Consider the following 13,699-nt stretch of genomic DNA (forward strand, 5'->3'; position numbering starts at 1 on the left):
CCGGCGGTGCAATACTGAAACGGCATCCTTAAAACGCCACGCCGGAGCGCCGATGTCCTACACGACTCATCCTGTCGACGAAGTGCTGCCTTTCGGTCAGATGCTCGCAGTCGGCATCCAGCACGTGCTCGTCATGTATGCCGGAGCAATCGCGGTGCCGCTCATCATCGGCGCGGCGCTCAGGCTGCCGAAGGACCAGGTGGCGTTCCTCATCAGCTCGGACCTCTTCGCGTGCGGCGTCGTGACGCTCGTGCAGTGCATCGGCATCTGGAAGTTCGGCATTCGCCTGCCGGTCATCATGGGCGTGAGCTTCGCGCCCGTCGGGCCGATGGTCGCGATGGCGTCATCGGGCGCCGGCCTGCCCGCGATCTTCGGCGCGACCATCGCGGCGGGCGTGTTCGCCATCGTGATAGCACCGTTCTTCGGGCGGCTGATGCGGTTTTTTCCGCCGATCGTCACCGGCACGATCATCCTCACCATCGGCATGACGCTCTTTCCGGTCGCGATCAACTGGGCCGGCGGGGGACGCGGCGCACAGCATTTCGGCGATCCGCGCAACCTGATGATCGCGGGTATCGTGCTGCTCGTGATCCTGCTCATCAACAAGTATCTGCGCGGCTTCATCGGCAATATTTCGGTGCTGCTCGGCATGGCGGTCGGCTTTGCGATTGCGCTGCCGCTCGGCCTCGTCGATTTCTCCGGCATCGGGCGGGCGGCCTGGTTCGCGCCCGTGAGGCCGTTCGCGTTCGGCATGCCGACCTTCGATCTCGCGGCGATCGCGTCGCTGTGCCTCGTGATGGTCGTGATCATGGTCGAGTCGCTCGGCATGTTCCTCGCGCTCGGCGATCTCGCGCTGCGGCCCGTCTCGCGCGGCGACGCCACACGCGGCCTGCGCACGGACGGTCTGGGAACGGTCATCGGCGGAATTTTCAACACGTTCCCGCATTCGTCGTTTTCGCAGAACATCGGGCTCGTGGGCATCACGGGCGTGAAAAGCCGCTGGGTGGTCGCGGTATCGGGCGTCATCCTGATGCTGCTCGGGCTCCTGCCGAAGCTGTCGAATCTGATCGCATCGATACCAGTGGTCGTGCTCGGCGGCGCGGGCATCGCGATGTTCGGCATGGTCGCGGCAACCGGCGTGAAAATTCTCAGCAAGGTCGATTTCGACAGGAAGAACAATCTGCTCATCGTCGCGATCAGTCTCGGCGTGGGCGTCATCCCGCTGACCGCTCCCACGTTCTTCGGCCAGATGCCCGCCTGGGCGGGACCGCTCACGCACAGCGGCATCACGCTGACCGCGGTCGTGGCGATCCTGCTGAACGCGCTGTTCAATCAAGGCCGGCCGACCGACGACGTGCAGCGCGAAATCGCAGCGGACATGCCCCTGAGCCTGCGCCAGGGCGATGACAACGCGTGACGCTCTATCATGCGGCTATCGCCACGTAATCGGCCGCGCTCGATGATGCAATTGCTGGGGATTCTGCTTGCCGCCATCGTGCTGGCGTATCTCGCCGCACTGGCGGCGCTTTACTGGCTGCAAGGCCGGCTCGTCTATCCGTTGGAGCAGACGCAAACGGTCGTTGACGCGACGCTCGACGCTCACACGCAACCGATCATCGTAAGAACCGAGGACGGTCTGGATCTGATCGCGCGCTTCAGCCCGCCACCGGATGCGGTATCGCCGACGGTGCTGCTTTTTCATGGCAACGGTGAAGACCTGACGCAGCGCGCGCATATCGCGCTGGAATTGATCGAAGCCGGTTATGGCGTGTTGCTTGCGGAATATCGCGGCTATGGCGGCAATCCCGGCAAGCCGCACGAAGCCGGCCTGTATGCCGATGCGCGCGCCGCTTACGCCTATGCCGCCGCGCGTTCGCGCTCGATCGTGCTGCACGGTTATTCTTTGGGCTCGGGCGTAGCGGTGCAGCTGGCAAGCGAGCGCCGCATCGATGCGCTGATACTCGAAGCACCGTTCACGAGCATCGTCGATGTCGCCGCTGCACGCTTCAGACTCTTTCCCGTGCGATATCTGGCCCGCGACCGCTACGACAATCTCGCCAAGATCGGATCGATTCACGCGCCGATCTTGATCTATGGCGGCACGCGGGATTTCGTGATTCCACCCGTGCATTTCCAGCGTCTTTTCGATGCCGCCCGAGGCGACAAACATCTCGCGTTCATAGAAGGCGCCGATCATGTCGATGTCTGGCGCAAGGGCGGACGCACGCAGGTGATGCAATTTCTGGCGTTCATCAAAACGCGCGAGAAGCAAGAAGTTCACGACCCCGACTGACGACCGTGCTTTAAAAATTCAGTCCCCGGATGGGAACCGCTGCCGGTGCGCTTCGTCAGAACCAACTCGTATTCGATGAGCCATGCGCCGCGCGGCGCGCTCCATTTACCGATTTTTATTCCATACCTGAGAGGAGCGGTCAATGTTTCAGTATCCCGGCAATATCGCTTATCAAATTCCTTCGATCGCACGCGCCAATCTGCAGGCGTTTCTCAATGCAAGCGGCCGCTTTGCGAGCGGCTTGCAGGAACTGACCGAACTCAACGTTCAAACGGTCCGCACGGTGATCGAGGAAAGCAATAACCTGCTGAAGCCCGGCGAAGACGCGGGCTCGAGCGTGCTCGGCTGGCAATCCGCGCTGTTCGCGCAGATTCCGCTCAAGGCGGCTTCGTATGGACAGAACGTGTGGTCCATCATCACGTTGACAGAGGCGGACATTCTCGGCGAAGTGCGCAATCAATACGAGCGCAACGGGATCACGCTGAAGGGCCTGTTCGATACGGCCACGAACGAAGCGCAGGAAACCGCCCAATCCGCGGCTCAGGAAACCGGCGTGGTCATTACGAATCTCGCCGAAACCGCAAGCGAAGCAACGCAAGCGGCTCAGGAGACGAGCGGCGTCATTCTCGATGCAAGCGGCGACATTGCCAGCGAGATAGCGAACGCGCCCCAGCAATTGGGCGAAACCGTCGAAACGCCGATCGCCAAGGCATCGCGCGCATCGTCGAGACGTCAAAGCTAAGCAGAAGCCTTCTTTCTGCTGCGCGATTCCTTCAACACGACCCACGCGGGCGCATGATCGCTCGCGTGCGGTTCGCCGCGCACCCATTTGTTGACACCCGCATCCTGGAGCTTCGGAGCGAGGTCTTTGCTCAGCAGAATGTGATCGATGCGAAGCCCCGAATTCGTCTGCCAGTGCTGACGGAAATAATCCCAGAACGTATAGATGCGCTCGTCAGGATGCTTCTCGCGCAAGGCATCGGTCCACCCTTGCGCGAGAAGTTCTGCATATGCGGCGCGGCTTTCCGGCTGCAATAGCGCGTCTTTCTTCCATGAGCGCGTGTTGTAGATGTCGTCGTCGGTCGGCACGACGTTGTAATCACCGGCGAGGACGACAGGATGTCCGCTTTCGAACAACGACGCTGCATGCGCGTTGAATCGCTGGAACCAGTCGAGCTTGTAATCGAACTTGGGGCCGGGCTGCGGATTGCCGTTAGGAAGATAAAGACAGCCGATGAGGATGCCATGCACGGCCGCTTCGATATAGCGGCTGTGCGTATCGTCCTCGAAGCCCGGCAGGCCGCGCCGGCTCAGAATCGGTTGCGTGTCCTTCGCCAGAATGGCGACGCCATTCCACGACGCCTGCCCATGCCAAAGCGCGCCATAGCCCGCTTTTTCAATGGCCGCAGCGGGAAATTGCGCATCGGTTGCTTTCAGTTCCTGCAGGCACACGACTTCCGGCGCTTCTCGCTCGAGCCATGTCAGCAACGCATCGAGACGCGAGCGAATGCCATTGATGTTGAAGGTCGCGATCTTCATTCGGCGGTGTCCATCGGTCGATGGCGTGTTTGACGATCCTACGCGCGACGCACGATGCGTGCCGCAGGTATCGTCGCACCGCTGAACTTACGAGTGAACGCCCCAACGCCGAACCGTGACGCGCTCGACCGTATCGAATACGAGATGCTCCACCGCGAGCCCGATCACGATGACCGCGGCCAGTCCCGCGAACACGCGATCCGTATATAGCTCGTTGCGATTCTGGAAGATGTACCAGCCGAGACCGCCCTTGCCCGAGCTCGCGCCGAACACGAGTTCCGCCGCGATCAGCGTGCGCCACGCGAACGCCCAGCCCACGCGCAAACCGGCGAGAATGGAAGGCAATGCAGCCGGCACGAGAATGAGCACGACATGCCGTAGTCCGGTGAGCCCGTAGTTGCGCCCCGTCATGCGCAAGGTGGAAGGGACCGCCTGAAAGCCCGCATAGGTATTGAGCGCGAGCGGCCACAACACCGAATGCACGAGCACGAACAGCAGGCTGCCCGTGCCCAGCCCGAACCAAAGCAAGGCGAGCGGCAATAGCGCGATCGACGGCAAGGGATTGAACATCGCGGTGAGCATCGAAAGAATGTCGCGGCCGATGCGCGTTGAAACCGCAAGCGATGTCAGCACGAACGCGAGCGCCGCGCCGAGAAAATAGCCGCGCAGCAGCACCGACATCGATATCGCGACCTTCTCGATCAGTTCGCCGGAGAGAACGCCCTGCACGAAGGCCGCGCATGTCGCGCTGAAGGTCGGCAACAGCAGATCGTTATCGACGAAGCGCGCTGCGATTTCCCATATGCCGATCAATACCAGCGCGATCAGCGTCTTGCGCAGCCATGCGCGATCGGTGAGGCGCGTGGCAAGCGGCAGCGGCGCTTCATGTGGCGTCTGAGCGGGCGCTGACGGAACGGCTTCGAACTCGGGCCGAACGGGCGGCTCCATGAATTGCGGCGTGCTCATCGCGTGGCCTCCTCTTCGAACAGAAGGCGATGAATGCGCGCGACGCTTTGCTGAAACTCGCCACGCCCCACGCTTTCCTGCGAATACTGATGACTGTTCAGCTCGGCACGCACGCGTCCCGGATGCGGAGTGAGAAGCAGAATACGATTGCCGACGATGAGCGCCTCTTCGATCGAATGCGTCACGAACAGCAGCGTGAAGCGCTCATCGCTCCACAGGCGCAGCAGCTCCTCCTGCATGCGGCGGCGCGTCAGCGCATCGAGTGCGGCGAACGGCTCGTCCATCAGCAGGACGCGTGGCTGCATCGCGAGCGCACGCGCAATGGCGACGCGCTGTTTCATGCCGCCCGACAAGGTGTGCGGATAAGCATCGGCGAACCGCGCGAGTCCGACCTTGTCGAGGAAGTGAAGCGCGCGTTCGCGTGCTTCGGCGCGGCTCAGCTTGCGAGCCACGCGCAAGGGAAACGCGACATTCTGCAGCACCGTCTTCCACGGCGGCAGTTGATCGAATTCCTGAAACACGACGATGCGATCCGCGCCCGGTCCTGTCACGCGTTCGCCATCGATCTCGATGCTTCCCGTCACCGGCTCGATGAAGCCCGCAACCGCCTTGAGCAAGGTTGACTTGCCGCAACCCGACGGGCCGAGCAATACGAAACGGTCCGCGCCGTAGACGTCGAAGCTCACGTCGTGCGTCGCGCGCACGAGACGCTCCGGCGTGCGGTATTCGAGTGTCACGTTACGCGCGGACAGCAGTTTTCCGCTCGTTGCAGCGGCTCGACCGCCTTCGACCGGATACAGCAAATGGGGATTTGCAGCCATCATTGCAACGCTTATAAGCAAACCACCAAGATACCGGCGTGCGCTTCGCGCGCTAAACAATCATTGCGCATATCCAATGCAGCATCGTCGATAAGCGGATGAATTTCAGCTTCCGTCCTTGGTGGCGGGATCGCTGAAGAAATAGTCTTGCCATGACTTCGGTTCGTTCTTGATGACACCGACGCGGTGCATGAACTGCGCAAGGGCGAACGTGTTCTGAGGCGCGACCTTGAACTGAACCGCCGGGTCCTTGATGACCTTCACCAGCAGACCGCGGTCGATCTTCGCCTGATTGACACGCAAGTAAATGTCAGCGGCTTCTTCCGGATGTTGCGTGACGAAGCGCGCGGCGTCGGCGAGGCCATCGACGAAAGCGCGATACGTCTTCGGATTCGCGTTGCGGAATTTTTCGGTTGCGTAGAGCACGGTCGCCGAACTGGGGCCGCCGAGCACGTCGTATGAGTTCAACACGATATGCGCCTTGGGATTGCCCGCCAGTTCTTGCTGCTGGAACGGCGGATTACCGAAGTGCGCGTTGATTTCCGTGCCGCCCGCGATGATCGCCGCCGCCGCATCCGGATGCGGCACCGCTTGCGTGAGCTTGTCGAGGCGATCGTATTGCTTGTCGCCCCATTGCTTGGCGGCTGCATATTGCAGCACCCGCGATTGCACCGATACCCCTACCGCCGGCACCGCGATGCGGTCTTTTTCCGTGAAATCGGCGATGGTCTTCACGCGCGGATCGTTCGACACGAGGTAGTACGGCAGATTGCCGAGCGATGCAACGCCCTTCACGTTTTGCCGGCCATGCGTGCGATCCCAGATGGTCAGCAAAGGTCCGACGCCTGCAGCGGCGATATCGATGGAACCGGAAAGCAGCGCATCGTTGATGCTCGCGCCGCCCGAAAGCTTCGCCCAGTCGACCTTGATATCGATGCCCTGCTTCTTGCCTTCCTGCTCGATGAACTTCTGGTCGCGCGCCACATTGAGCAGCAGATACACCACGCCATATTGTTCGGCTATGCGCAACGTCCCTTCGGCATAGGCGTTGGACGCGCCTCCTCCGATCGACAGCGCCAGTGCGGCGGCGAGCGCGCGCCATGCGCCCTTCCCTTGTCGAGAATGCATCGAAAACCCCGTGTTTTATGGACTATTCGGTGTGATGTCAGAAAGGCGTGTCGCCTTCGATCGTCGTGCGATACAGCTTGCGGCGCTGATCGTCCGGCGTGCCCGCCGCGAGATGCATGACCGAGCGGTTGTCCCAGAACACCATGTCATGCTCGCGCCAGGCGTGACGATAGACGAAGGCAGGCTGCACGCTATGCGCGAAGATTTCATCGAGCAGCGCGCGGCTTTCATCCTCCGGCATGCCGATGATGCGCGTCGTGAAGTGCTCGCTGACGAAGAGCGCCTTGCGCCCGGTCTCGGGATGCGTGCGCACGATGGGTTGCACGACAGGCTTCACTTCGGCGATCTGTTCGGTAGTGAGATTCGGCCGCCACGGACTGCGCTTTTGCAGCTCCGCATATTTGGCGAGATACGTATGTTCTGCCGTGCGCCCCTCGACCGCTTGCCTCAGATGCGCGGGCAGCGTGTCCCACGCGAGATGCTGATTGGCGAAGAGCGTATCGCCGCCCGTCGCCGGCAATTCCTGGGCATGCAGCATCGAGCCGAGGCTCGGCTTCTCCTTGTATGAAAGGTCCGAATGCCAGAAATGGCCTGCATCGCCGAGGCCGATCGGCTTGCCGTTTTCGACGATGTTCGACACGATCAGCACTTCGGGATGCCCGCTCAGCGCGAACTGATGCAGCACGTGCTTCTGCAACGGACCGAAGCGCTTGCTGAATGCGACTTGCTGCTCAGGCGTGATGCGCTGGTCGCGAAACACGATCACGTGATGGTCCAGATGCGCGCGATGAATGCGTGTGAGATCCGCTTGCGAAAGCGGCCTTGCCAGATCGAGACCGATGACTTCCGCGCCTAGCGGTCCTTCGAACGGACGAATGGTAATGCCTTGATCGACGGCTTCTTCGGAAGCCTCGCGAGTCGGAGAGAGAGTCGTCACGGTTGCTTTCTAAACGGCGAATAGACGACCAATCTACGCCGCGCGCATCGCATGAGCAAACAACGATACGCGATTTCCTTATTCGCCGGCGCGCTAAAGACTTATTCACTCGTCGGCCGTATCGAAAGGCAATTCGACCTGCACCGGCGCGATGAACACACTCCCTTCTCCAGGCACGCTTAGCGCACTCATTCGCACGCCAAGCAAGCGCAGTCGTTTCTCTAGCGGAATGCGCTTGAGGCATTCCGTCGCCGCACGGCGAATTTCCGCGGCATCGGCGGTTGCGATGGGAATCGTCAGATCGCGCGTGACGGTGCGGAAGTCGTCGAAGCGCAGCTTGATGCCGACCGTGCGGCCCACGTAGCCCTTGCGCTGCAAATCTTCGGCGACGCGCTTGCACAGGTCGGTGAACTTGGCCGACAAGGTCGCGCGGTCGTGCTTCGGATGCAGGTCGCGCTCAAAGGTGGTTTCCCGACTCATCGACTTCGGCGTGGAACTGACCACGACAGGCCGATCGTCCTGTCCCTGAGCGATCCGCGCAAGCCACGCCGCGTACGTGGGGCCGAAATGCGTCTGAAGCAAGCCGGGATCAGCGGCGGCGATATCGCCCACGGTCAGCAGACCGAGCGCCGCGAGTTTTTCGTTCGCCTTCGGGCCGATGCCATTCACCTTGCGCGCAGCGAGCGGCCAGATGCGCGTAGGCAGGTCTTCCATCGTGAGGATGGTGAGGCCATCGGGCTTGTCGAGCTCCGAGCCGATCTTTGCAAGCAGCTTGTTCGGCGCGATGCAGATGGAGCACGTCAGTCCGGTCGCATCGAACACCGCATTCTTCATGCGCTTGCCGATATCGGCGGAATCTCCCGGAAGATCGCTTACGTCGATATAAATCTCGTCGATACCGCGATTCTCTATTTGCGTCGTAAAGCTCGCGATTGCCGCTTTGAACAGGCGCGAATAGTGACGATACGACTCAAAATCCGTTGGCAGCAGAATGGCGTCCGGCGCGAGTTGCGCCGCCTTCATCATGCCCATTGCGGAGAACACGCCGAAGTTTCGCGCCTCGTAAGTCGATGTGGTTACGACGCCGCGGCCCGCGTAATCGCGCAGCCGCGCGAAGCGGCGCGTGCCGTCCGGAAGCGTTTCCGGCATTGCATTGCGACCGCCGCCCACGACGACCGGCTGCCCGCGCAACTCCGGGTAGCGAAGCAACTCCACGGACGCAAAGAACGCGTCCATGTCGAGATGCGCAATGCGCTTGACCGGATCATGCGTAGCGTTCATCGACGGCGAGAAGACTCAAAGGCTGAAAGGCCGGACAGAAAATGGCCTACTGTACATTCATACAGTGATTTTCGCCAGTGCGTCGATTGGGCCTATTCCGGCGTGCGCTTTTCCGCGAGCGCGCGGCGGCAGTCGTCGAAGACCTGCCTCACGACGTCCGACTGATAGTTGAGGTCTTCGCTATCGAGGATTTCTTCGACGGCGTCGCGCGCCCAGTCGGCTTCGAGCATCGCGCAATGACGCGTCGCAAGATCGCGGGCAATGGCCGCAAGTTTCGCGACGGTCAGCCAGTCCGCGAACCGCTGATGCCGGTCGAGCCACTTATGAGCCGCCTGCACGTGGAATGACGCCGCCGGCCAGTCGCCATTCAGATAAAACGCGCCCAGGCTGCCGCACGTGAGCCAGCAAAGCAGTTCGACGCGATCGCGGGCACTAAGAGTACGAGGGACATCGTTCATGGCGGCAGTTCACGAAAGACGTTTCGACGAGAGGCGCTGAAGCACGCGCTTACGTTCCGTATTGAAACAAGATAGCACGTGATGGTGCGCCGCGGCAGTGCTCCGATAAAACGACATCGTGCGCTGACGAACGCTTTCGTCTGCCTCATTAACGGCTAATTCGTGAAGCCTAAGCCGCCTTGCATCGACGACTGCTTCCAGGCTCGCCTAGGAGGAGCGTCGTGTCCTTAGTGGCTCAAAGATAACGGAGTTCATCATGTTCCAACGCCTCTACAAGTCCCTCGGCGATTTCATGTGCAGTCGCCGCGACGCCGGGACAGACACCTATTTCGCTTCATCGATCGATATCGCGGAGTTGGAGCGCCGCATGCGTCATGTCGAGCAGGAAGCGCCCAGCTACACACTGCCTTTTTTTGCGGCTCAGTGAGATCGCGTGACGATGCGGCTTCCTTTTAACGCGCGCTATTTGGCGACGTCGCGGCCGCTTTGGCCGAGCATGACGGTCCAGCCAAGACCGCGCACGTTGCGAATGACGCCTGCGCCAAATTTCTTGCGCACGGAATGAATGAGCACGTCCACCGCGTTGCTCTCGACTTCCTTGCCCCAGCCGTAGAGACGATCTTCGAGCTGATCGCGCGAAAAGATGGTGCCGGGGCGTTCCATCAACGCGTGCATCAACGCGAATTCACGCGCCGACAACACGCCGGATGTCTCGCCGCAGGTCAGCGTTCGCTGGTCGAGATTGAGATTGATGGAATCGTCGCCCAGACGCGAGACTGCGTAGCCCGCTTTCCTGCGCAATACCGCACGAATTCGCGCGAGCAGTTCGGGCATGTCGAAGGGCTTGAGCAGATAGTCGTCCGCGCCGAGGTCGAGACCTTGCACGCGCGTGTCGAGATCGTCGCGTGCCGTGAGAATCAGCACAGGCGTTGCGTTGCCGGCCGTGCGCGCCTGTCGCAGCAATTCAATCCCGGTCATGCCCGGCAAGCCGAGATCGAGCAGCGCCACGGTGTACTCGGCGGCGTCCATCGCCTTGCGGCCCGCGTTGCCGTCGCGCACCCAGTCGACTGCGTAATCCGCGTCTTTCAACGCGCGCATCAGACTCGTGCCGATCTGCACGTCGTCTTCGATCAGAAGAATTCGCATGTTGCACCTTGCATGATGCAGTGGGCAAACGTCGAGGCGCGAGGCGATGCAAAAGCACGACCGGTCGTGGGCGCTCATCGCGGCGGGTGGCGAATGAATTGTAGTCGGCGCTCAGGCGCTTGCGGCATTGCTTTGCTTAGGCAAATCGCCGGCGCTTTCATCGACGGCAAAAGCGATTGCCGCGACAATGCCCGACCGCCCGTCGTCGCGATTGCGCAAAGTGACTTCGCCGCCGTAACGAAGCGCGATGGCCTTGACGATGGAAAGCCCCAGCCCGCTGCCCTCGACATCCGCATTCGCGCGGAAAAATCGGTCGAATACCCGCGGCAATAAATCCTCCACGATGCCCGGACCCGTGTCGACAACCTCGACCCACACCTTGCCTTCATCGCGACGCATGCGCACATCGATGGTCCCGCCATCGGGCGTATAGCGCACGGCATTGGACAAGAGATTCATCACCGCGATGCAAACATCCGCTTCGACTGCGCGCACGTAGGTACTCACCACTTCTTCCGCGCCCACATCGAGGCTGCGCTCAAACGCAATCGGCAGCACATCCGCGATGGCGTCCTTGATGACGGTAGAAAGATCCACGCGCGCCAATGCGTCGTCGTTCAAGGGCGCATCCGCGCGTGCGAGCCTCAACAGTTGCGCGATGAGACTGCCGCTGCGCGCAATGCCGCGCCTCAATTCGCGGAACCGCTCCTGATTGCCGGGTGCGATATGCGGCGCGAGATTGTCTGCCTGCAGCTGCAGCGCGGTAAGCGGCGTGCGCAATTCATGCGCGGCGTCCGCGATAAATTTGCGTTCGCTTTCGATCGACTTCGCGAGCCGCTCGATCATCGTATTGATGGACCGGATGAACGGCGCGATTTCGGCAGGCACGCCGACGGTCGGCAGCGGAGCGAGATGCCCCGCGTCGATGCCCCGCACTTCGCCGCCGAGGCGATTGAGTTCGCGTAACGAGCGCTGCACCACGAGCACGACGGCTATCCACATCAGCGGCAACAGCACGGCAATGGGCCACAGCGTTCGGGTGGCGTTCTCTTCCGCCAGCGCGCGGCGCACCGCCGAGCGCTGCGCGACCTGGATCGTCATGGTCGGTTCTGCACGCGTAAAGATGCGCCAGTCTTCGCCGTTGAAGGTGGCGTCGGAGAAACCCGGCTGCGCGTCGGGCGAGAAGCGTAGCGATGGATCCGTCGTGCGAAACGGCGCATCCCGACCCGGCTTCCAGAGCACGACGACGACATCGCGATCATCCTGCGATCCGCGCGCGGGATTCTTCGGAAGGCTTTCCGCAAAGCCGTCGCGCATGCGCGCGGCTACTTGTTCGAGGCGCAGATCGAGCAGCGCGTTGATGCCGGCCTTGCTCAGGTGATATGAACTCACGCCCTGCACGATGCCGATCGCGGTGACGAGCAAGCCGAGCGCGACGACCAATTGATTTCTTAGCGATTTGATCATGTCCTTGCACTGCGCGATTGAGTGGGTTCGTCGATCAATACACTAAAGCAGCGTTTCGCCCGCCGGGATACCATGACGCTTCCCTTAGCGGCGAATCTCGCGCAATGCCGCTGCATCTCGATCGACCGACACATGCCGCCGCCCAAGCAAACCACTCGCCCTCTCGTCATTGCCGCCGTCATGGCGTCGATGGCGATGGTCGCTATCGAAGCGACCATCGTCTCCACCGCCATGCCGCAGATCGCCACGCAACTCGGCGGACTCAATCTGTATAGCTGGGTGTTCTCGTCGTTTCTTCTCACACAGACGGCGCTGACTGTCGTCTTTGGCAAGCTGGCGGATCTTTATGGCCGCAAGCCCGCAATACTCGCCGGCATCGCCATTTTTCTGATCGGCTCGGTGCTCGCGGGCTTTGCATCGTCGATGCCCGCGATGATCGTCTTCCGTCTCATACAGGGCGTCGGTGCGGGCGCGATCCTGCCGGTCGCGCTCACCGTCGTCGGCGATCTCTATCCGGCGCGAGAGCGCGGCAAGGTGCAAGGTTATCTCGCCAGCGTCTGGGCCGTGTCCGCCGTGCTCGGTCCAATGGTCGGCGGGCTGCTCATTCGTCACTTCTCGTGGGCGTGGATCTTCTGGATCAACGTGCCGATCGGTCTGCTCGCAGCCTTGCTCTTCGTTATGTTCCTGCACGAAGCGCAACGCCACGAGCGTCCCGCCATCGATCTCGCGGGCGCATGTCTTTTCACGGCGGCCGTGGCTTCGCTGATGATGGCGCTTACCGATGCGGGCAGTGCAGATCATGCGCGTGTCGGCGTGGAAGTCGCGGTGTTCATCGTCGCCAGCGTGCTATTCGTGCTGCAGGAGCGACGCGCCGCCGATCCGATGATCTCGTTCGGCCTCTGGGCGCATCGCCCGATTGCAGCCGGTAATGCAGCGACCCTCCTCGCCGGCATGGCGTTGATGGGCCTCACCACGTTCCTGCCGATGTACGTGCAAGGCGTGATGCATCGCTCGCCGGTCGAGGCGGGCCTCACGCTGACGATGATGATGGTCGGATGGCCGAGTGGCGCGACGTTCACATCGCGCACGTTCACTCGCATCGGGCTGCGGCGTCTGCTTGTCGGCGGCACGGTGTTCATTCCGCTCGGCGCGATTCCGTTCGTCTTGCTGACGCCACAAGCGAGTCCGGTTCTGGCTGGTCTCGGCTCCGCAGTCATGGGCTTCGGCATGGGCGTGTTGAGCGTGTCGTGCCTGATCCTCATTCAGGAAATCGTCACGCTGTCGGAACGCGGCAGCGCGACTGCATCGAACCTGTTCGCGCGCAATCTCGGCAATACGCTCGGCGCCGCTATATTCGGCGCGGTGCAAAACTACGGGCTGACGCACGCGAGCGGCTTGCCGTCAGTCAGCGCGGATCAATTGAAGCAATTGCTGACGGCCGTGCCGGGCAGTTTCGCAACGAATACGGAGATTCGCCTTGCGCTGCATCACGCGCTCCATCTGACTTTCATGTCGATGTTGATCATTGCGATCGGCGCCGTGATATCGATGCTCTTAATGCCGGCCGTCGAAATCGGCCGTGCGCGCGAGACTGTCGAAACGGTCGGCGCTGAGGAAGGCAAGCGTGCGGAAAGACATATCGGCATCGACGCATGACATCACT

Annotated in this window: 14 protein-coding genes; 5 read left to right on the forward strand and 9 right to left on the reverse strand. The window is 61.6% G+C overall.

Annotated elements, in window-relative coordinates:
• Positions 1 to 52 precede the first annotated feature (52 nt).
• The 3 genes from P9255_RS02990 (at position 53) to P9255_RS03000 (ending at position 3,035) form a co-directional block, all read left to right on the forward strand.
• Positions 53 to 1,417 carry a nucleobase:cation symporter-2 family protein gene (locus P9255_RS02990; protein WP_309789131.1) on the forward strand — a complete coding sequence of 455 codons (1,365 nt, stop codon included), beginning with the start codon at positions 53 to 55 and terminating at the stop codon, positions 1,415 to 1,417.
• A 42-nt stretch (positions 1,418 to 1,459) separates the two neighbouring features.
• Positions 1,460 to 2,293 carry an alpha/beta hydrolase gene (locus P9255_RS02995; RefSeq protein WP_309766638.1) on the forward strand — a complete coding sequence of 278 codons (834 nt, stop codon included), beginning with the start codon at positions 1,460 to 1,462 and terminating at the stop codon, positions 2,291 to 2,293.
• A 142-nt stretch (positions 2,294 to 2,435) separates the two neighbouring features.
• Positions 2,436 to 3,035: a phasin family protein gene (locus P9255_RS03000; protein ID WP_309789132.1), complete on the forward strand. Its 600-nt coding sequence runs from the start codon at positions 2,436 to 2,438 to the stop codon at positions 3,033 to 3,035.
• Here the strand turns inward: P9255_RS03000 and P9255_RS03005 are convergent.
• The 7 genes from P9255_RS03005 to P9255_RS03035 all read right to left on the reverse strand — a co-directional run bounded on the left by P9255_RS03005 (position 3,032) and on the right by P9255_RS03035 (position 9,423).
• Entirely contained in the window at positions 3,032 to 3,832 is an 801-nt protein-coding gene (locus tag P9255_RS03005) for an exodeoxyribonuclease III (RefSeq protein WP_309789133.1), read from the reverse strand. The two genes, P9255_RS03000 and P9255_RS03005, sit on opposite strands and share 4 nt — an antisense overlap.
• An 87-nt stretch (positions 3,833 to 3,919) precedes the next feature.
• Complete coding sequence (locus tag P9255_RS03010; protein ID WP_309766641.1) at positions 3,920 to 4,798, reverse strand: ABC transporter permease; 879 nt, start codon at positions 4,796 to 4,798, stop codon at positions 3,920 to 3,922.
• A complete protein-coding gene (locus tag P9255_RS03015; RefSeq protein ID WP_309766834.1) occupies positions 4,795 to 5,619 on the reverse strand; it encodes an ABC transporter ATP-binding protein in 825 nt (274 codons plus the stop codon). The genes P9255_RS03010 and P9255_RS03015 overlap by 4 nt, the downstream gene beginning before the upstream one ends.
• 105 nt (positions 5,620 to 5,724) lie before the next feature.
• The gene (locus P9255_RS03020) at positions 5,725 to 6,747 is read right to left on the reverse strand and encodes an ABC transporter substrate-binding protein (protein WP_309766643.1); all 1,023 of its coding nucleotides are present in this window, start codon (positions 6,745 to 6,747) and stop codon (positions 5,725 to 5,727) included.
• A 37-nt stretch (positions 6,748 to 6,784) separates the two neighbouring features.
• A complete protein-coding gene (locus P9255_RS03025) occupies positions 6,785 to 7,684 on the reverse strand; it encodes a TauD/TfdA family dioxygenase (protein WP_309766645.1) in 900 nt (299 codons plus the stop codon).
• A gap of 105 nt (positions 7,685 to 7,789) precedes the next feature.
• Positions 7,790 to 8,965, reverse strand: coding sequence for a DNA polymerase IV (gene dinB / locus P9255_RS03030; protein WP_309766646.1), 1,176 nt, complete (start codon positions 8,963 to 8,965; stop codon positions 7,790 to 7,792).
• Between the two features lie 92 nt (positions 8,966 to 9,057).
• Entirely contained in the window at positions 9,058 to 9,423 is a 366-nt protein-coding gene (locus tag P9255_RS03035; protein ID WP_309766647.1) for a hypothetical protein, read from the reverse strand.
• Between the two features lie 256 nt (positions 9,424 to 9,679).
• Between P9255_RS03035 and P9255_RS03040 the strand changes: the two genes are divergently transcribed.
• Positions 9,680 to 9,850, forward strand: a complete 171-nt coding sequence (locus P9255_RS03040) for a DUF3563 family protein (RefSeq protein ID WP_309766648.1) — start codon at positions 9,680 to 9,682, stop codon at positions 9,848 to 9,850.
• Positions 9,851 to 9,885: 35 nt separating this feature from the next.
• On the opposite strand, the gene P9255_RS03045 is transcribed toward P9255_RS03040, so the two are convergent.
• Positions 9,886 to 10,569: a response regulator transcription factor gene (locus P9255_RS03045; protein ID WP_309789134.1), complete on the reverse strand. Its 684-nt coding sequence runs from the start codon at positions 10,567 to 10,569 to the stop codon at positions 9,886 to 9,888.
• A gap of 111 nt (positions 10,570 to 10,680) precedes the next feature.
• On the reverse strand, positions 10,681 to 12,036 hold the full coding sequence (locus P9255_RS03050; protein ID WP_309766651.1) for an ATP-binding protein: 1,356 nt from the start codon (positions 12,034 to 12,036) through the stop codon (positions 10,681 to 10,683).
• A 132-nt stretch (positions 12,037 to 12,168) separates the two neighbouring features.
• Here P9255_RS03050 and P9255_RS03055 point away from each other — a divergent pair, with 132 nt between their 5' ends.
• Positions 12,169 to 13,692, forward strand: a complete 1,524-nt coding sequence (locus P9255_RS03055) for an MDR family MFS transporter (protein WP_309789135.1) — start codon at positions 12,169 to 12,171, stop codon at positions 13,690 to 13,692.
• The last annotated feature ends 7 nt before the right edge of the window (positions 13,693 to 13,699 follow it).

It is taken from the genome of Caballeronia sp. LZ019, assembly GCF_031450825.1.
Classification (GTDB): domain Bacteria; phylum Pseudomonadota; class Gammaproteobacteria; order Burkholderiales; family Burkholderiaceae; genus Caballeronia.

Coding starts and splice junctions, on each gene's coding strand:
- P9255_RS02990 (WP_309789131.1), top strand. CDS start 53: ATGTCCTACACGACTCATCCTGTCGACGAAGTGCTGCCTTTCGGTCAG.
- P9255_RS02995 (WP_309766638.1), top strand. CDS start 1,460: ATGATGCAATTGCTGGGGATTCTGCTTGCCGCCATCGTGCTGGCGTAT.
- P9255_RS03000 (WP_309789132.1), top strand. CDS start 2,436: ATGTTTCAGTATCCCGGCAATATCGCTTATCAAATTCCTTCGATCGCA.
- P9255_RS03005 (WP_309789133.1), bottom strand. CDS start 3,832: ATGAAGATCGCGACCTTCAACATCAATGGCATTCGCTCGCGTCTCGAT.
- P9255_RS03010 (WP_309766641.1), bottom strand. CDS start 4,798: ATGAGCACGCCGCAATTCATGGAGCCGCCCGTTCGGCCCGAGTTCGAA.
- P9255_RS03015 (WP_309766834.1), bottom strand. CDS start 5,619: ATGGCTGCAAATCCCCATTTGCTGTATCCGGTCGAAGGCGGTCGAGCC.
- P9255_RS03020 (WP_309766643.1), bottom strand. CDS start 6,747: ATGCATTCTCGACAAGGGAAGGGCGCATGGCGCGCGCTCGCCGCCGCA.
- dinB (WP_309766646.1), bottom strand. CDS start 8,965: ATGAACGCTACGCATGATCCGGTCAAGCGCATTGCGCATCTCGACATG.
- P9255_RS03035 (WP_309766647.1), bottom strand. CDS start 9,423: ATGAACGATGTCCCTCGTACTCTTAGTGCCCGCGATCGCGTCGAACTG.
- P9255_RS03040 (WP_309766648.1), top strand. CDS start 9,680: ATGTTCCAACGCCTCTACAAGTCCCTCGGCGATTTCATGTGCAGTCGC.
- P9255_RS03045 (WP_309789134.1), bottom strand. CDS start 10,569: ATGCGAATTCTTCTGATCGAAGACGACGTGCAGATCGGCACGAGTCTG.
- P9255_RS03050 (WP_309766651.1), bottom strand. CDS start 12,036: ATGATCAAATCGCTAAGAAATCAATTGGTCGTCGCGCTCGGCTTGCTC.
- P9255_RS03055 (WP_309789135.1), top strand. CDS start 12,169: ATGCCGCCGCCCAAGCAAACCACTCGCCCTCTCGTCATTGCCGCCGTC.